The 17,859-nt window shown below is 45.7% G+C and carries 12 protein-coding genes and 1 tRNA gene; 1 reads left to right on the forward strand and 12 read right to left on the reverse strand.

The window, feature by feature from the left end; all coding sequences use genetic code 11:
* Nucleotides 1-12: 12 nt before the first annotated feature.
* The 7 genes from DW694_RS09510 to DW694_RS09540 form a co-directional block, all read right to left on the reverse strand.
* On the reverse strand, nucleotides 13-2,781 hold the full coding sequence (locus DW694_RS09510) for a CDP-glycerol glycerophosphotransferase family protein (RefSeq protein ID WP_118752899.1): 2,769 nt from the start codon (nucleotides 2,779-2,781) through the stop codon (nucleotides 13-15).
* A 23-nt stretch (nucleotides 2,782-2,804) separates the two neighbouring features.
* On the reverse strand, nucleotides 2,805-4,469 hold the full coding sequence (locus DW694_RS09515) for a CDP-glycerol glycerophosphotransferase family protein (protein WP_110102797.1): 1,665 nt from the start codon (nucleotides 4,467-4,469) through the stop codon (nucleotides 2,805-2,807).
* 14 nt (nucleotides 4,470-4,483) lie between these two features.
* Nucleotides 4,484-5,680, reverse strand: coding sequence for a CDP-glycerol glycerophosphotransferase family protein (locus tag DW694_RS09520; protein ID WP_015527396.1), 1,197 nt, complete (start codon nucleotides 5,678-5,680; stop codon nucleotides 4,484-4,486).
* A gap of 27 nt (nucleotides 5,681-5,707) precedes the next feature.
* Nucleotides 5,708-6,631 carry a hypothetical protein gene (locus tag DW694_RS09525; RefSeq protein ID WP_118752900.1) on the reverse strand — a complete coding sequence of 308 codons (924 nt, stop codon included), beginning with the start codon at nucleotides 6,629-6,631 and terminating at the stop codon, nucleotides 5,708-5,710.
* Nucleotides 6,632-6,655: 24 nt separating this feature from the next.
* Nucleotides 6,656-7,558, reverse strand: a complete 903-nt coding sequence (locus tag DW694_RS09530; protein ID WP_015527398.1) for an undecaprenyl-diphosphate phosphatase — start codon at nucleotides 7,556-7,558, stop codon at nucleotides 6,656-6,658.
* Nucleotides 7,559-7,688: 130 nt separating this feature from the next.
* Entirely contained in the window at nucleotides 7,689-10,904 is a 3,216-nt protein-coding gene (carB, locus tag DW694_RS09535; protein ID WP_118752901.1) for a carbamoyl-phosphate synthase large subunit, read from the reverse strand.
* A complete protein-coding gene (locus DW694_RS09540; protein WP_015527400.1) occupies nucleotides 10,904-11,980 on the reverse strand; it encodes a carbamoyl phosphate synthase small subunit in 1,077 nt (358 codons plus the stop codon). The genes carB and DW694_RS09540 overlap by 1 nt, the downstream gene beginning before the upstream one ends.
* A gap of 237 nt (nucleotides 11,981-12,217) precedes the next feature.
* Between DW694_RS09540 and DW694_RS09545 the strand changes: the two genes are divergently transcribed.
* Nucleotides 12,218-12,301, forward strand: a tRNA-Leu gene (locus tag DW694_RS09545).
* 67 nt (nucleotides 12,302-12,368) lie between these two features.
* On the opposite strand, the gene DW694_RS09550 is transcribed toward DW694_RS09545, so the two are convergent.
* From DW694_RS09550 to DW694_RS09570, 5 genes are all read right to left on the reverse strand, one after another.
* Complete coding sequence (locus tag DW694_RS09550; protein WP_118752902.1) at nucleotides 12,369-12,836, reverse strand: signal peptidase II; 468 nt, start codon at nucleotides 12,834-12,836, stop codon at nucleotides 12,369-12,371.
* A gap of 81 nt (nucleotides 12,837-12,917) precedes the next feature.
* Nucleotides 12,918-13,610: a zinc ribbon domain-containing protein gene (locus DW694_RS09555; RefSeq protein ID WP_118752903.1), complete on the reverse strand. Its 693-nt coding sequence runs from the start codon at nucleotides 13,608-13,610 to the stop codon at nucleotides 12,918-12,920.
* Between the two features lie 40 nt (nucleotides 13,611-13,650).
* Complete coding sequence (clpX, locus tag DW694_RS09560) at nucleotides 13,651-15,036, reverse strand: ATP-dependent Clp protease ATP-binding subunit ClpX (RefSeq protein ID WP_022426973.1); 1,386 nt, start codon at nucleotides 15,034-15,036, stop codon at nucleotides 13,651-13,653.
* A 136-nt stretch (nucleotides 15,037-15,172) separates the two neighbouring features.
* Nucleotides 15,173-16,738 (reverse strand): trypsin-like peptidase domain-containing protein, encoded by a 1,566-nt coding sequence (locus tag DW694_RS09565; RefSeq protein ID WP_110925790.1) that lies wholly within the window; start codon nucleotides 16,736-16,738, stop codon nucleotides 15,173-15,175.
* Nucleotides 16,739-16,888: 150 nt separating this feature from the next.
* Nucleotides 16,889-17,818, reverse strand: coding sequence for a glycosyltransferase family 2 protein (locus DW694_RS09570; protein ID WP_118752904.1), 930 nt, complete (start codon nucleotides 17,816-17,818; stop codon nucleotides 16,889-16,891).
* Between the last annotated feature and the right edge of the window lie 41 nt (nucleotides 17,819-17,859).

Below are 17,859 nucleotides of genomic sequence, written 5' to 3' on the forward strand. Positions count from 1 at the left end.
CCAACCTCCATATTACCGATTCTCGATGATCCTCTCATAAACTCGTTTGGAACAGTTACGGTCATTAAATGCAAAGGTCTCATCCATTCGTTTCCGATATTCCTCTTTCATCTGACAGCCGTCTGCCATATATTCGATGATCCGGTCCACAGTTCCGTCCAGTGTATGCTCCACCTCTCCGAAGCCATCTCTCTCATAGTCAAAGTATCCCTCTGTGTAGGAATGCGCGCCACTGAAAAAGCTGTCTCTGTCAAACTGGGAGTATACGATGGGTTTTCTCAAATATGCAAAATCAAAGGCAACCGAAGAATAGTCCGTGATCATCAGATCTGTCTGGGCAAAAATGTCCTTGTAGGAATAAGACGAATCCATAAATTTTACCCGTGGATCATGACGGAACATATGCAGACCGTCAATGGTATTTGGGTGAGGCATGAAGCAGATGGTATATCCGTACTTCTCTGCCGCTCCCAGAAGTCTTTCGTTGTTGAGAAGATCATCATAAAAATGGAAATATTCGCTTTCCTGAAATTCTTTTCCAAGCTGCCATACCCCTCTGGCATCGGTTCCTGAGGAAAGGCTTTTGCGCCAGGTAGGCATCACCGTCACATACTTACGCTCATCATGAACCAGACGGTCATAACGCGGCATTCCCGTAAGCCAGATATTTTTTTCCGGATAAAAATAGTCATAGGTAAAGGCAGAATCATATTCCGGCTTTGTGCTGACGATAAATCCGAAAAGATTACGGTTGTATTTGTTCAGCCACTTGGACTGGTTGTCTTTGGTCACACCATGCTGCAAAAATACCAGCTTTTTGTCATAGATGATATCGCGGTACAGATACTCCAGCTTTCCAAAAGGATTGATCACCGGTTTGTTAGCCTGGGAGGACAGTGAAAATTCATTCAGCAGGAACAGAAGCTTATGCTTCCAGGAGAAAGGCTCCACAACCTTTCCAAGCTTCTTCATTTCCACATAATCCTGTGTATCCTTGTTGACTACAAAGTACGGCTCCACCGTAGGGTCCGGATTGGCGCAGAGATAGCGGAACATCACTTCGCCGTTGTCATCTCCGCGTGTTGTACGATCGGAGATCAGCCAGATCTGCTTTTTCTGCTTTGCCTTCTGCATCTCGTAGAGCTTACGTACGAGAACTGCCTTTTTTCCGGCCTTTCCCTGAGAAAATATTGCTTTGGTGCGTTTTTTCTTCAGCTGTTTCTCCCTACTCTGACTGTATGGCTCTACCGTTACTTCATACTGATGGCCCAGAACCTTTGCATCTTCCTGATCCTCTCCACGGATCATCCGGACTTTTTCGTTAAGATACAGAAGCTTATCCTCTATATGCAGGAAAAGCGGCAGCTTCTTTGTAAATGGCACATATTTTCCGTAGGAAATATTGTACATTTTATTTATATGTCCATCTGTGCCTGTGCCCCAGCTGATAAACTCCCGGATCTCGGAAAGCGGAATGTCCACGATATACAGCTTCTCAACGGCACTTTCTTCTCTGCACCAGCCGGTTCTTTCCAGTGTATATTTCCATCTGGCTTCATAGGTGTTGCCACCAGTCATCATATATGCACGGTTTGTCCTGCTCACAGGCTCCACAATGGAAAATTCACAGTGCAGCTGGTCTTTTTCCGGCTGGAATATCTTGACACGGAGATTGTCATATATGGGATTCAGGATCGTGTCTGCCTGATCCGGAAATTTTTTGCATATATCCGGATAATATTTTCGGAGAAGATATACTTTGTTTGCCCTGCTGATATGCTGATTGGACATCACGATCTCCGGAAACTCCATCTGCTTCAGGAAGCTTTCGATACCTTCCTCATATCTGCACTTTTTCTCTTCATCAAGCTTCTCGTTATCAAATATGATATCAGCTATTTTTGCGCTGTAATACAGCAGCACATAATCTGCATTTTTTTCATGAACAGGATTTTCTTTTATTCTGCAGTCTGCGATCTTTCGGAAAAATTCCTGATAAAATACCTCCAGCTGGTCCGGATCCTGCAGCATATTCTTCCAATCCTCCACCATGAGATGGTCCGCAAGGATCTGCACATAGATATCTTCCCCTGAAGCCACTCCCAGACTCCGGCAGCTTACAACGGACTGATATACCATGGTCATCACATCCAGATACCAGATCTCCGGACGGATCTCGGATACCCATTTCACCTGATCTGCGGCAAATGTGTAAGCGGTATACAGCTGATGCAGAAGATATACATTGTTATCCAGCGTTGTTTTTTCGGTGAAACGGTTACAGTAATTATTATGCTCCCGCACATAGATATTTCCTTTTCCACGGATCTTTGTTAGGACAACATCTCTGTTTTCTTCCTCAAAGCAGCGTCTGATCTCTGCACTGGATTTTGGGGAAAAACGGATTCCGGCTTTTGCAAAAACAACATAGCTTCCGGCTATCTTATCCTTCAGCTCCGCCACAAGATCCCCACATTCCAGTCCGTCAATATATAAAAGATCCCGGTCATCCAGCATCTCCCGGAAACGAGGATCCTCCGGATTGAACTCTCCGTAGATCTTATCCAGCTCTTCGTCCTTGAGCTCTTTCTCCTTTTCTCCGGCTTCCTCCAGCTCCCGCATGTCCCGTTCATCAGGAATATCCATATCTCCTGCAATGCATACTGCAAGGATCTGTACCGTTCCTTCCGGTGTGACCTCACGTACATTTTTAAAGGTTCTGTAAAGCTTTGCGGTATCTTTTGCAAAAACAACTACTGAAAATTCATACTCCCTGTTCATATTGCTCCTTTTGTATCCTTACATTAAAATTTTTTCTCTTTCAGCCTTCTTTTCAGTTTGTCCGGTATTTGAGCATTGGCTATATATTCATAAATTCGTTTGCTGTTGTCATTGTCCCTGTAGGGAAGAAGCTCATCTCTTCTTCCTGAAAATTCCGGTTTTTCACGGAATCCGTTCCTCGCATATTCTCCGATAAGGTCTACCAGCTGGTTCTGATCCCATGCCAGATCTCCGAAAACATCTTTTTTGTAGTCCATATAGCTTCCCTGGACTTTCTCATAGGTTTCCAGATCAAAGGGATAAAATACCACCGGTTTTTCCTGATAGTAGACATCCCAGGAAACAGAAGAATAATCGGTGATCAGCATATGACAGCTCATCAGAAGCTGATTCAGCGGCATAGTCCCAAATGGGATCAGACGGATATGCCTGTCTTCCACCTGAAAGCTCCGGATATGTTCCCGGAATTTCGGATGGATATAAAAATTCAGCGTGATATTTTCCTTTTCCAGAAGAGTCTTAAGCCTCTCATCCTGCAGAAATGCTTTATAACGCTGATAGTATTCACTTTTTTTGAACTGCTCCTCGCTGATATCCTCCAGCCAGCTTCTCCATGTAGGCATCAGCAGGATCTCTTTATGAGCCGGATCCGACTTGTCCTCCAGCACATCCCATCTGGCCAGTCCGGTGATAATGATCTCTTCATTATCGTATCCGAAATAATCATGGATGATCTTCTGTTCATAACCCGAAGACACCACAAACAGTGCCATCTGATTGCCTCCGCCTTTATGGAAGGTCCTGTGGCATTGCTTGAAGCCCATCACTCCATGCTGGAGAAATACGATGTTCTTCCGTGCCTGATACAGAACCTTGTAGATGCTGTTGGGCGAATCCCAGATATAAAAATGCCGGATTGCATCGGTAGATATCAGATACCGTGCAGCGCTGAGATAGATCATGTACTTAAATGACATGAACTGGATCACATTGGCATCATACTCTTTTACAGCCTGATAATCCGGACATTTTTTATCTATTACATAAAAAATCCGACTTCTGTCCTTCTCCGGTGCATGCTCCATACAGTACCGGAAAAAATAGAGGCCGTTGTCCTGTGCCATTGTACAGTATTTCTCGCAGATCAGCCATAATTTCTTATGATCCCAGTAAGGTTTCAGGATAAAATAGCAGAATAATGCAAGAAATTCTTTTGCTATAAATGCATAGCTGTCATATTTCGGATCATATTTCCGGTATTGAATGGTAAACTGCCTTGCTCCGTTGACAAAGGGATAAACCATATGCCCATCCCCGGTTCTGGTCCATCTTGGAAAAAGGATCAGCTTAAGTTTAAGTTTTGAACTTAAGCCTCCCAGGATCGCATCCTCATAATTTCCTTTTCCTTCTTTATCCACAGATGCCACCACATCCCAGAATGCGGTTTCCATCGGATACTGATCTACATTGATCTGTGCATGATACACGATCGTATTTCCTTTTTTTGCTGTCTGCATTTCAAAAGGAAAACTTGTATCCAACACTGCATTTCGCTGTTTCAGCTTCAGGGAACGGATCCTTCCTCTGGATCCTTCCAGCTCAAAACTGATCTTTATGGTTCCTTTTGTCAGCGAAAATTTCCTGGTTTTTACCTTGATCTCCGCCGGAGCTTCCATTAACTGCTGCAATTTTTCACCACCTGTTACATTTCTTTGATCGCTTTGTAATTTCTTTCACAATTCTTTGTATCCCACAGATCAAAATATTTTCCGTGTCTTTCCAGATAGATCTCTTCATTGGCAAATCCCTGCTTATGCAGGCGGATCAGCCAGTCCGTTACTTCCTGTTCCGTTACACATACCGGACCGAAGCCATCTTTCCGGAAATCAAAATACCCGATCTGATGATGACTTTGCCGGAATTTTTCATTGTCAAACTGGTAGTAGACCAGTGGCTTTTTCATGTAGGCAAAGTCCATGGCCACACTGGAAAAATCAGTCACCAGCACTGCGGACTCTTTAAGGAGTGTCTGCACATCGTACTCAGGCCAGGACGCCACTGTGATCTTCGGATGATCCACATGAAAATATTTCAGGAACCGATGCATTTCCCTGTGCGGATAAAAGATGATCTGAAGATCGTTCTCCTCAATATAGCGGATCAGTCTCTCATCCTTGAGAAGTGCATCCCAGTACCGGTAATAATCGGTTTCCATGAATTTCTGTGCTTCCAGCTCGTGATCAGAGGCTGAGATCTCATTGCGGATATACATACGCCAGGTCGGCATGATCAGGATCTGGTTCTTTTTTACCTTCATATCATGAAGCTGGTCAAAACGACACAGTCCCAGCTCCTGCACATAGCCTTCCGGATATCCGTACCGGTCATTGACATATTTCCACTCATCATAGGTACTGGTAACAAAAAGGCTCATTTTTGTATGGGGATAATACAGAAAACTAAGATCTGCCGTAATGATCCCATGCTGCAGGAACGCCCGCTTGTTCCGTAGGATTCCGTAAACCTCCAGCACATAGCAGATGGCTGCGTTTGGTTTTCCCATTTTCTGGGAGCTGATATTTTTTGATGCAGCCAGATAGTAGATCCAGTGGCGGAAGCTTCCATACTGGATCACAGGTCCCAGATCTTTTACCCGGGCATAATCCGGAGATTTTCTATTGATGGCGTACACTGCATCCTCACTGGTATTTTCTCTCAGATATTTGTACAGCCAGAATCCGTTATCCCGGCATTCATTCTCTGTATCACAGAGAAGCCAGAGATCCCTGCGAAAAAGTCTGTAGACCATCGCAATGGGAAATGCCAGGATAAACTTGATGATGTGAAGCAGATCCCCAGGTTTTACTCGTTTCAGTTTTTCAAGAAATGTCTGTTCCATGTTTCCCTCTGTTTACAGGATCCCGGTTTATTCCTCTGACCAGTCTCCGTTATCATCCCAAACAATCTCTCCGTCTCCGCTGTCATCTGTATCTGTACTGTTGTCAAGAGAATCGTCACCGCTTCCGCTGTTGCTGCTGTCATCTACATAGTCGCCGCTATTATCACTGCTGTCATAGTTTCCATCATCACTGCTGTTGTCGTAGCTTCCGTCATCGCTGCCGTCGTAGCTTCCGTCATTACTGCTGTCATAGCTTCCGTCATCACTGTTATCATAGCTTCCATCATCACTGTTGTCATAGCTTCCATCGCTGCTGTCGGAAGAAGTATCCGTGATACCGGAAGAACTGTCTGTCAGATCTGAAGCATCTGTGCTGTCTGCGGAATCACTGCTGTCCGCCTCACTGTTATCCGTTTCCACATTGCCAATAGTGCTCTTCTCACTCTTGTCACTGAGGCTTGTATAGGTCAGGTATGCTTCTCCGTTATCGATCATCAGTTTTGCCTTTTCCATATCGCTCAGCTGTACACTGTAGATCTCATAGGCATTTCCGTCTCCGTCTACGATCTTCATATCATAGATGGCATCTCTTGCAGAATCCGGGGTGTAATACATCTGCACCTGCTCCGCATCTTTGATGGTAGCTTCTGCAGGAACAAGACTTTTGCCCCATTCTTCCCCTCCTGCCGCGCGGAGATAGATCTCACGGATCTCTCCCTTCGTGCTGTTGGTAAGATAAACAAATTTTGCAGTACTGGTCTTTACACCGATCAGCTTCGGTGCAGGTGTAGATGTGGGAAGCGGTGTGGATGTAGCCGGTGCAGCCGTAGGTGCGGCTGTAGGAACCGGTGTTGGTGTCACCTCTGCTGTTTCCTTTGATGATTTTCCACAGCCGGCAATACCAAGCGCCGTCACTGCTGTCAGTACGATCAAAAGCTTCTTATATTTCATAATGATTACCTCCAGATTGCAGTTTTATGCTAAAAATGTTTTTCCAACGAAGTATCCGAGCACCAGGATACCAAGAATGATCCTGTACCAGCCGAATACTTTAAAATCGTGTTTCTTGATATATCCCATCAGGAATTTGATGGCAAGAATAGATACCACAAAAGATACCACAACACCTACGATCAGGATGATCAGCTCTGTGGAGCTGAAGGCAAAACCGAATTTCACCAGTTTCAGAAGACTTGCTCCGAACATAACCGGAATTGCCAGGAAAAAGGTAAATTCCGCTGCAACTGTACGGGATGTTCCTGCAAGGATTCCTCCGATAATGGTAGATCCGGAACGGGATGTTCCCGGAATCACGGAAAGCACCTGGAAGCAGCCGATGATCAGCGCTGTCTTAAAGGAAAGCTCATCCAGTCTGGTGCAGGTTGGTCTGCGGCGTTTGTTGTAGTTCTCGATAACGATAAAAAGCACACCATAAACGATCAGCATGATGGCAACGACCACATAGTTGTAAAATTTCTTTTCAATAATGTCATTAAAAGGAAGAGCGATGATGATCGTCGGCAGACATGCTACCAGGATCTTAAACCAGAGGATCCACTTATCCTTATCACAGTATTTTTCTACAAAAGTAAGGACAGTTCTGGGTACTGCCGGCTGTTTACGCAGTGCCATCTGTGTTTTCTTCGGGATTTTTCTTATGTAAAAAGGCCACAACTTGTTCCAGTACAGTACAACAACTGCCAGGATCGCGCCAAGCTGGATCACCACCAGGAAAAATTCCATAAATGCCTCGGATACATTCAGCTTGATAAACTCATCCACAAGGATCATATGTCCGGTACTGCTGATCGGAAGCCACTCGGTGATTCCCTCCACAATACCGAGAAGGATAACCTTCAGTAATTCTATAAAAATCATGTTAACTCCTTTCTAAAAGCAAGATAAGGACAGGGCCGGTATGTGAACGACGGCCCCGTCCTTATCAGTATATTACATATTTGACAATTCGTAAACTTTTAATTTTTTATTTCACAAAATTTACAATTTTTTATCGATTGTCGATGGTGGCGATATCTACCAGAGTCAGGTGGTTCAGGTCTGTATTCTCAAGACTTGTGACCAGAGCCTCTGCAGTATCAAGGCTTGTAAGCACATTGACACCTGTCTCGATAGCATTACGACGGATCACGAAACCATCCTTCTGGTGCTCAACACCCTGTGGCGGTGTGTCGATAACAACATCGATCTTGTGGCCAAGGATCAGGTCCATCAGGTTCGGAGACGGCTGCTCCAGCTTGTTGGTACGTGTTACCTTGATTCCGTTTTCAGTCAGTACGCTTGCAGTACCTCTTGTTGCAAAGATACGGTATCCCTGAGCTTCGAAACGTTTTGCGATCGGAATGATGTCCTTCTTATCCTCATCTTTTACAGTGATGATCATCTGTTTGTGCTTCGGAAGACGGATTCCGGCTCCGATGAAGGCTTTGTAAAGAGCCTCGTTAAAGGTTTTTGCAATACCAAGGCACTCACCTGTGGATTTCATCTCAGGTCCGAGGCTGATATCTGCGCCTCTGATCTTCTCGAAGGAGAATACCGGCATCTTGATTGCGAAGTACTCTGCTTCTTTCTGAAGTCCCGGTGTGTAACCAAGCTCTTTGATCTTATGTCCAAGGATAACTCTTGTTGCAAGCGGAACGATCGGGATTCCTGTTACCTTGCTGATGTACGGTACTGTACGGCTGGAACGCGGGTTAACCTCGATGACATATACATCCTCGCCTACAACGATGAACTGAATATTGATCATACCGATTACATGAAGTGCCTGTGCAAGACGGCGTGTGTACTCGGCGATGGTATCTTTTGCTTTCTGGCTGATGGTCTGTGCCGGATATACGGAAATACTGTCTCCGGAATGGATACCTGCACGCTCGATGTGCTCCATGATTCCAGGGATCAGGATGTCCTCACCGTCGCATACTGCATCGACCTCGATTTCTTTACCCATCAGGTACTTATCAACAAGGATCGGATGCTCCTGTGCGATCTGGTTGATGATTCCGATGTACTCTTCCACGTCCTCATCGCTGACAGCGATACGCATTCCCTGTCCTCCAAGTACATAGGACGGGCGGACAAGTACCGGATAACCCAGCTCATTGGCTGCTTTTTTCGCCTCTTCTGCTGTGAATACGGTATGTCCCTTCGGTCTCGGGATCTCACATTTCTCAAGGATGGCATCAAAGAGCTCTCTATCCTCTGCAGCATCTACGTTCTCAGCAGATGTTCCGAGGATCTTAACGCCCATCTTGATCAGTGCCTCTGTAAGCTTGATAGCTGTCTGTCCACCGAACTGAACAACAGCTCCGTCCGGTTTCTCGATATTTACAACATTCTCAACATCTTCCGATGTCAGCGGCTCAAAATACAGCTTATCTGCAATATCGAAGTCTGTACTTACTGTCTCCGGGTTATTGTTGATGATGATCGTCTCATATCCTTCTTTCGCAAATGCCCATGTACAGTGTACAGAGCAGAAGTCGAACTCGATACCCTGACCGATACGGATCGGGCCGGAACCAAGTACCAGGATCTTTTTCTTATCTTTTGTTTCTACAGCTTCATTCTCTGTCTGCTCATCGCCGTATACAGAATAGTAATATGGTGTCGCTGCCGCAAACTCTGCTGCACAGGTATCAACCATCTTGTATGCTGCACGGATGCCGTACTCTTTACGCAGGTCTTTGATCTCAGCTTCTGTCTTTCCTGTCAGGTCTGCGATGATGTAGTCCGGGAACTCCAGACGTTTTGCTTCCAGAAGAAGGTCTTTGTCCAGCTTCTGAGTTTTCAGAGCCTGCTCCATCTCAACAAGGATAGCCAGCTTATCGATGAACCAGATGTCGATCTTTGTGATATCATGAAGCTTCTCCTGGGAAACATTTCGTCTCAGAGCTTCTGCGATCTTCCAGATACGGCGGTCATCCACAATGTTCAGCTCGTCCATCAGTTCTTCATCAGAAAGATGTGAGAAATCATAGGACATCAGACTGTCTACATGCTGCTCCAGGGAACGGATAGCCTTCATTAAAGCACCCTCAAAGTTATGGCAGATACTCATAACCTCACCGGTAGCCTTCATCTGTGTAGTCAGTGTACGTTTTGCTGTGATGAATTTGTCAAATGGCAGACGCGGGATCTTAACAACACAGTAATCCAGCATCGGCTCGAAGCTTGCGTATGTTTTGCCTGTGATGGCGTTCGGGATCTCATCCAGTGTGTAACCCAGTGCGATCTTGGCTGCAACCTTGGCGATCGGATAACCGGTAGCCTTACTTGCAAGTGCGGAGGAACGGCTTACACGAGGGTTAACCTCGATAACGCAGTACTCAAAGCTCTCCGGATGAAGAGCGTACTGTACGTTACATCCACCTGTGATGCCAAGCTCTGTAATAATGTTAAGAGCAGATGTACGGAGCATCTGGTATTCTTTATCTCCTAAGGTCTGGGAAGGAGCAACTACGATGGAGTCACCGGTATGGACACCAACCGGGTCAATGTTCTCCATGTTGCAGACTGTGATGCAGTTTCCTGCGCTGTCTCGCATTACCTCGTACTCGATTTCTTTCCATCCGGCGATACATCTCTCTACAAGAACCTCGCCTACACGGGAAAGACGGAGACCATTCTCAAGGATTTCACGAAGCTCCGGCTCATTATGCGCGATACCACCGCCGCTTCCGCCAAGTGTATATGCAGGACGGAGAACAACCGGATAACCGATAGTCTGAGTAAACGCAACACCGTCTTCTACAGTTGTTACGACCTTGGATGCTGCAACCGGCTCGCCGATCTTTTCCATTGTATCCTTAAATTCCTGACGGTCCTCAGCTTTACGGATCGTTGCTGCTGTGGTACCGATGAGACGTACATTGTGCTCTTTCAGGAAGCCCTTTTCCTCAAGCTCCATGGCAAGGTTCAGACCTGCCTGTCCGCCCAGTGTAGGAAGTACACTGTCCGGTTTCTCTTTGAGGATCAGCTGCTCTACGACTTCAACAGTCAGAGGCTCGATATAAACTCTGTCTGCGATGTCTTTATCTGTCATGATGGTAGCAGGATTGGAGTTTAAAAGTACAACCTCCATGCCCTCTTCCTTCAGGGAGCGGCATGCCTGGGTTCCTGCATAGTCAAACTCTGCTGCCTGGCCGATTATGATCGGGCCTGAGCCGATTACAAGTACTTTTTTTATGTCCTTATTCCTTGGCATTATTTCTCTCCTCCCATCATCTTCATGAATCTGTCAAAAAGGTAACTGGAATCCTGTGGTCCAGGGCATGCTTCCGGATGGAACTGTACAGTAAAGATGTTCTTTCCGTTATATGCCATACCCTCGTTTGTTCCGTCGTTGACGTTTACAAATGCAGGATGTGCGATATTTTTCTCCTCAAGTCCCTCTGCATCTACAACGTAGCCATGGTTCTGGGAGGAAATATATACTCTTCCTGTCTCAAGGTCTTTAACCGGATGATTTCCGCCTCTGTGACCGTATTTCATCTTATGGGTGTCTCCGCCTGTTGCAAGAGCCATAAGCTGATGTCCAAGACAGATGGCAAAGATCGGTACATCAGAGTCGTAAAGTTTTTTGATCTCTTTAATAATAGAAGTACATTCCTTCGGATCTCCAGGTCCGTTGCTGAGCATGATGCCGTCCGGATTGTCTCCAAGAATCTCTTCTGCAGATGTCAGAGCCGGGTAAATAGTAACCTGGCATCCTCTCTCATTCAGTGAGCGTGCAATGTTTTTCTTGGCGCCCAGATCAAGAAGGGCAACCTTCGGTCCGTTCCCCTTAAGCACTTCCTTTTCGCGGCAGGAAACCTTCTCTACCACTTTTCCTGTTGTATATGCTTTTAATCTGGGGATGATTGTATCCAGGTCATAGTTCTCATCAACTGTGATCATTCCGTTCATGGTTCCCTTCTCACGAAGGATCTTAGTCAGTGCTCTGGTATCAATTCCTGCGATTCCCGGAATGTCGTTTTTGCTCAGAAAATGCTGAATGGTGTCTACGCTTCTGAAGTTGCTGGGAACTCGTGATAATTCGCGTACAATAAATCCGTCAATCCACGGCTTCCTTGATTCCTGGTCATCATAACAGATTCCGTAGTTTCCGATCAGCGGATATGTCATACACACCGCCTGTCCTGCGTAAGAAGGATCTGTCATTACTTCCAGATAACCGGTCATGGAAGTGTTAAAGACAATTTCACTGATGACTTCCCTTGCAGAACCAATGCTAGTTCCTGTAAATACATGGCCATCTTCCAATATCAGAAATGCTTTCATACAATCTCCCTTTCTTTGTTCTCTTATTTTATCCTAAATCTTCAAGATTGTATCACAGGAATCGTCATTTTTCAACACCATATGCAAAAAAAATGTATAAAACTAACTTAAAATATTTTTTTTGAATTTTTTTAACTTTTTTGAATTTTTCTATTGACATTATCCAATTCCTGAGTTATTATAAGTGAGCAGTCGACGAGCGGAGCAAACAAAGCAAAGCAAGCCGGTTGAAAAAATGCAGGAATGGCGGAATTGGCAGACGCGCAGGCTTCAGGTGCCTGTGGTCGCAAGATCGTGTGGGTTCAAGTCCCATTTCCTGCATTCTTTTTTATTTTATCCAAAATCAAAAAAACAGAAGCGCCCAACACCGGCACTTCTGTTTTTTTATTTATTTTTCTTTTTCAGAAAAGATCTCGCTCCCGCCCCAGAGAAGCGCACCTGTAAATATGAAAAGATCCGAAATATTAAATACGACCTTCTTAAGCTTCGGATTTTCCACATTCAGGCTCATATAATCCGTGACGTATCCCTTTCTGCAACGTTCCGTATAATTATTCAGACCGCCGCCCAGGATCATGGAAAGCCCAAGCTTGGATATGCGTGTGCCTTTTTCTCCGGAAGTACGTATATACTCCCAGATCGCACCGCCCAGCACCATAGATGCAAGATCTCTCAGGAATTCTTTATCTTTGTTTTTTAATATTCCAAGCATCATCCCATGATTATGGCAATTTCTTACGATCAGTCTGCCTCCCAGGCACTTTTCCTTCAGATCTTTCTTTTCCGATGTGTTGATTTTCTTCTTTATATAATAGTCTGTACCAAAGATTCCCGCCGTCAGTAAATTCCACAACATTATTCCCTCTCCTTATTTCTGTGGTCTACATAATACTCAGGCAGGCTCCCACTGGGGAAAGCCTGCCTTATATGCTTATGGTTATTCTGTTTTTTCTTCTATTGTTTCTGTATTTTCCGGATCAGCCGCAGGCTCCTCTGTTTCTGCAGATCCCACTTCCGTTCTTTCCTCTTCCAATTCCGGATCTAATCCTGACGTTTCTGTTTCTGACGCTTCTGCGGTTTCTGCTGTTTCTACTACTTCTGACGCTTCTACTGTCTCTTCCGGATCTGCTGCCACTTCTGTAACTTCTGCGTTTTCTTCCGCTTCTGTCTCCGGTACTTCTGTCACCTCTGCCTCAGCAGCCTCTTCCAGCTCCTCATCTGCCTGCTCGATCACATCGGCAGCTTTCTCTTCCAGCTCCGCTGTAGGACACGCCGCTCCGCAATACGGACAGAAGCTGGCCTCCCGCATCACCGCCTTATGGCAGGCCGGGCAGAACTTCTCCCCTTTACTGGCAGCGATCGCATCTCTGTAGTGATCCGCCTCCAGCATGTGCTGGCTGATCTCCTCGCAGATAGCTCCCGTCTCACCGTCAACGGCTTCTCCCTGCTCATAACGTGTATAGATCATCTTTCCGATATCCATCATCAGCTTTTCGGTCATACGCTCCTGTGCAGAGAGCTTGTTACGGATCTTCTGGATCTCATAGAGATTCTCTGCTCTGGAACTTAAGCCCTTTGCCTTTCTTGTCAGTGTGTTTCCCAGATCATCCCAAAAACTGCTTTTTGCCATATCTGTCACGCTCCTTTATATTAAAGAATCTTCTTGTTTCTTATCCTTCCAGTGCCGGGATCTCCTGTCCACGCATAAGGATCTTCGGACCTCCGTTGCCCTGAATGTATCCCTCTGTGATCACGACCTCACCGATATTGTCGTCCTTCGGGATCTCATACATGATATCCAGCATATATTCCTCCAGGATAGCCCGGAGAGCTCTGGCTCCTGTATGGCGTTCCAATGCCTTACGGGCAATGGCATGTAAGGCACCGTCCTCAAACTCCAGTTTCACTTCATCCAGTGCCAAAAGCTTCTTGTACTGTTTCAGAATGGCGTTCTTCGGCTCCTTGAGGATTTTCACAAGCATATCTTCCGTCAGCCCGTTCAGGGTAAAGATGATCGGAAGACGACCGATAAATTCCGGAATCATTCCAAATGCACGGAGATCATCTACCGTTACTTTCTCCAGCACATGCGGATCATCATCATATTTGTCCTTCAGATCTGCATAAAATCCGATAGACGCCTGTTTATTCAGTCTTTCTTTGATGATATTCTCAAGATCCGGGAAGGCACCGCCACAGATAAACAGAATGTTCCTTGTATTTACAGTCACCATAGGTACCATGGCATTCTTGCTGGTAGCACCTACCGGAACTTCCACTTCACTTCCCTCCAGAAGTTTCAGAAGTCCCTGCTGGACAGCCTCTCCGCTGACATCTCTCTGGTTGGTATTCTTCTTCTTTGCGATCTTATCGATCTCATCGATGAAAATGATCCCGTGCTCTGCCTTCTCCACATCATTATCTGCAGCTGCAAGCAGCTTGGATACTACGCTCTCGATATCATCACCGATATAACCGGCCTCTGTAAGAGATGTGGCATCTGCAATGGCAAGCGGTACCTGAAGAAGTCTGGCAAGCATCTTCACCAGATAAGTCTTACCGCAGCCTGTAGGTCCGATCATCAGCATATTGGATTTCTCGATTTCAATATCATCCATGGTATCTGTGGCAACTCTCTTATAATGGTTGTATACACCTACAGACATTACCTTCTTGGCATATTCCTGTCCGATCACATATTCATCCAGAGTTGCTTTGATCTTATGTGGTGCAGGAATATCTTTGAGATCGATCACCGGCTTCGGAGTCTCTGATTTTTTCTTGATCTTCTTCGCCTGGTTTCCGGGATTCTGGAAACTGCTGAGATCGATCATGCTCACATTCGGCATGTTAAAAAGATCGGAATAATTTCCATTGTTCATCTGGGTGTTCATAGTATCAAAGCTTTTCTGCATGCAATCCGCACAGATATGTATATGATTAGGAAGGTCGATCATCTTCCCTGCCTGACTCTCCGGTCTGCGGCATAAAAAACAGAATTTCTCGTATTTCTGCTCCTGGTCATTGTCTTTATTATTATCAAACTGATCTGCCATAACATTTCCTTTCTGGTTTTTATTATGCATATTATAGCACATAATCCCGCTGTATCAAATTAAGTTTTTATAAACCGGGGAGCTGCATGTTCTTATGCAGCTCCCCGGTTTATAAATGGTTATCCTGTATTTTCTTTTATTTGTCAGAAGAGGGTTTGCTTCCGAGGGTCACTTCAACCGTCTGTTCCTTGTACTCTCCGCTGTTCGCTCTGGAGATCACCACTTCGATGGTTTCTCCTGCCTCATAATACTGCAGCTTATCAACAAGGTCATCCTTGCCGCTTACCTTCTGTCCATCCAGCTTCACAATGATATCGCCTTTTTTGATCCCTGCATTATCTGCTGCGCCACCTTCCGTTACCTCAGTAATAAAAGCACCTGCCGGCATATTATACATCTGGATGGCTTCTGTTGTAAGATCAGCAGCCTTGACTCCCATATATCCTACCTTGGAAGAATCTTCCACCTTATCTCTGGTTTCGCGGTTCATCAGTTCTTCCAGGATCGGCTCTGCCTTGGAGATCGGAATGGCATATCCCATGCCTTCCACCTGACTGTCTGCATACTTGGCCGCATTGATACCGATCACTTCACCGTTCATGTTCAGAAGTGCACCGCCACTATTTCCGGGATTGATTGCTGCATCAGTCTGGATCAGTCCGCTGGCTTCTCCGTCCTCTGTACTAATGCTTCTGTTAAGGGCACTTATCCATCCGGAGGTAACTGACTGTCCATAGCCCAGTGCATTGCCAATGGCAACCACCTGCTCACCAACTACAAGATCGTCCGAGCTTCCCATCTGTGCGATCTTGATCTCATCCATGGTCTCATCCGGAATATCGGATTTCTCCACTGCCACCACTGCCAGATCATTCTCTTCATCGGTGCCTTTGATCTTGGCAGAAACTGCATTATCCACATCCGCATCTCCATCGGAGCTGCTTGCCATAGCCTGGGTTTCTTCTTCCGCTCCTACCACATCACTGCCTGCAAAGCACACAGTAAGTGTAGTCGCTCCAGATACCACATGGTTGTTAGTCGCAATGAGAAGCTCGCTGTCATTTTCTCCTACAATAATACCGGAACCACTTCCTGCACTCTGATACTGCCTCGTTCCATATCCGAAAAAGCTTGGGATTTCCTGCACACTGACAGATGTAATGGCAACGATAGAAGACATGGTTGCCTGGGCTACACCGGCCACTGTACCACTCTCTGCCACAATATCCTTCACAGTAGAATCCGCAGAGCTACTGTCAGTACTGTCCTCTGTCCCGGTAACTGTTTCTGTCTTTCCGATCGTTGTACTGCTGTCATTTCCTCTGTATTTATCTGCTGCAATATTCACACCCTGAAAAACTACTCCGGCTACCAGCCCAAAGATCACAGCCAGTGCCACCACAGTGGCTGCTTTCTTTCCAAAGCTGTTGTGGCCTGAAAAATCTCTCTTTTTCCGCGGCTTTTTGGGCGGTATATTTCCACCGGCATAATTACCGGCCTGAGGCTGATGCACCTCATAATGTCCGTATTTTGGTTTCTCCTGCGAAGTGCCTTCACTCTGTCCGGCACCTGCATAACTGTCCTGTCCGCTCTCCTGCATCCTGCGTCCCTCAGAATAAGGATGCGTCAGCGGTTTCTGTTCTGCCGAAGCATTCTTATCCTCATCCGGCAAGCCTGTCCCCCATTTATTCTCTTCACTCATGCCTCTGGTGCTCCCTTCTATGTTATCTGATGCATGTATCTGTTACTGCTCACTCCGTTCTCAGTAACATTTATTTCTCTTATAAAAGACAGTTTAACAGGGAATTGTGTTTAAACTGTGATATCTCTTTTAAAAAACCGTGACCTGCTCTTATTTGTTCTTTTTCCAGTATTCCGGATTCATGGTGCAGGATCGGATCATTTTTTCAGGGAGCTTTTTGTATCGTTTTCCGAGAAAATATCCGGCGTATTTGGAAGCGCTCTGCAAAAACAGTCCGGGGATCAGCCATATGTGGCCTGTTTTCAGAAGATATGCCATGCTTTTTTTTACCAGCCGGATGCCCTCACCTTCGGAAGGCACTCCTTCAAAAACCTCCGGATGCTCCGCCTGGGAAACTCCCAGATCAAAATTCCTGTGGAACTGCTGCATACAGGTGTAATTGTGAGAATGATATACACGCGCTTCTGATACATAGGCAACTCCATAGCCTTTTTTTACCATCCAGCCTGCATAGATCATATCTTCATTAAAAATAGCATGCTCCGGAAATCCACCAATCTCATCATAGATCCTGTGATCATAAGCAGCACAGACATTGGAGCAGAAATATGTTTTGATCCCGTAGGTCTGTACATCTTTTTCCGTTTTCAGACAGGACTGTTCCTGATAATTAAAGGAACGGGTATATTTTTCCAGAAATCTGCAGTCCTTTTTTGGAAGCTGACGCGCATAAGCGGCTCCTGCCTGTGGATTCTCTGCAAGAGCTCCTACCAGTGCTCCGATCAGTTCCCTGTCTGCCGGCATTGCATCCTGTGTCATAAATACAAGGATCTCCGCATCCGAAAGCTCTGCCGCCTGCCTTCTGGTACCGCCATGGTCAAATTCTTCTTTTGTAAGATGCCGGACTTCCACAAGCGGATATTCCTGTTCCCAGGTCTCTTTCCAGAATTTCTTTTCTGTATTCATGACAAGGATCTTATTGATAGGATATTTCTGTGCGCTGAGTCTTTCCAGCAGTTTTTCAAATTCTTCTCCCGGACGGTATGCCGGGATGATCACGTCTGTTTTTAATGTTTTCATATTTGTCTCCTGTCCAGAAAGGACCACCCGTTACTGGATGG

Source organism: Ruminococcus sp. AM26-12LB, from assembly GCF_003480785.1.
Taxonomy (GTDB): domain Bacteria; phylum Bacillota; class Clostridia; order Lachnospirales; family Lachnospiraceae; genus Blautia_A; species Blautia_A fusiformis.

Bases quoted from the DNA above. Each gene is read 5' to 3' on its own strand.
- DW694_RS09510 (WP_118752899.1), bottom strand. From the start codon at position 2,781: ATGAACAGGGAGTATGAATTTTCAGTAGTTGTTTTTGCAAAAGATACC.
- DW694_RS09520 (WP_015527396.1), bottom strand. From the start codon at position 5,680: ATGGAACAGACATTTCTTGAAAAACTGAAACGAGTAAAACCTGGGGAT.
- DW694_RS09555 (WP_118752903.1), bottom strand. From the start codon at position 13,610: ATGGCAAAAAGCAGTTTTTGGGATGATCTGGGAAACACACTGACAAGA.
- DW694_RS09550 (WP_118752902.1), bottom strand. From the start codon at position 12,836: ATGTTGTGGAATTTACTGACGGCGGGAATCTTTGGTACAGACTATTAT.
- DW694_RS09570 (WP_118752904.1), bottom strand. From the start codon at position 17,818: ATGAAAACATTAAAAACAGACGTGATCATCCCGGCATACCGTCCGGGA.
- clpX (WP_022426973.1), bottom strand. From the start codon at position 15,036: ATGGCAGATCAGTTTGATAATAATAAAGACAATGACCAGGAGCAGAAA.
- DW694_RS09525 (WP_118752900.1), bottom strand. From the start codon at position 6,631: ATGAAATATAAGAAGCTTTTGATCGTACTGACAGCAGTGACGGCGCTT.
- DW694_RS09540 (WP_015527400.1), bottom strand. From the start codon at position 11,980: ATGAAAGCATTTCTGATATTGGAAGATGGCCATGTATTTACAGGAACT.
- carB (WP_118752901.1), bottom strand. From the start codon at position 10,904: ATGCCAAGGAATAAGGACATAAAAAAAGTACTTGTAATCGGCTCAGGC.
- DW694_RS09565 (WP_110925790.1), bottom strand. From the start codon at position 16,738: ATGAGTGAAGAGAATAAATGGGGGACAGGCTTGCCGGATGAGGATAAG.
- DW694_RS09530 (WP_015527398.1), bottom strand. From the start codon at position 7,558: ATGATTTTTATAGAATTACTGAAGGTTATCCTTCTCGGTATTGTGGAG.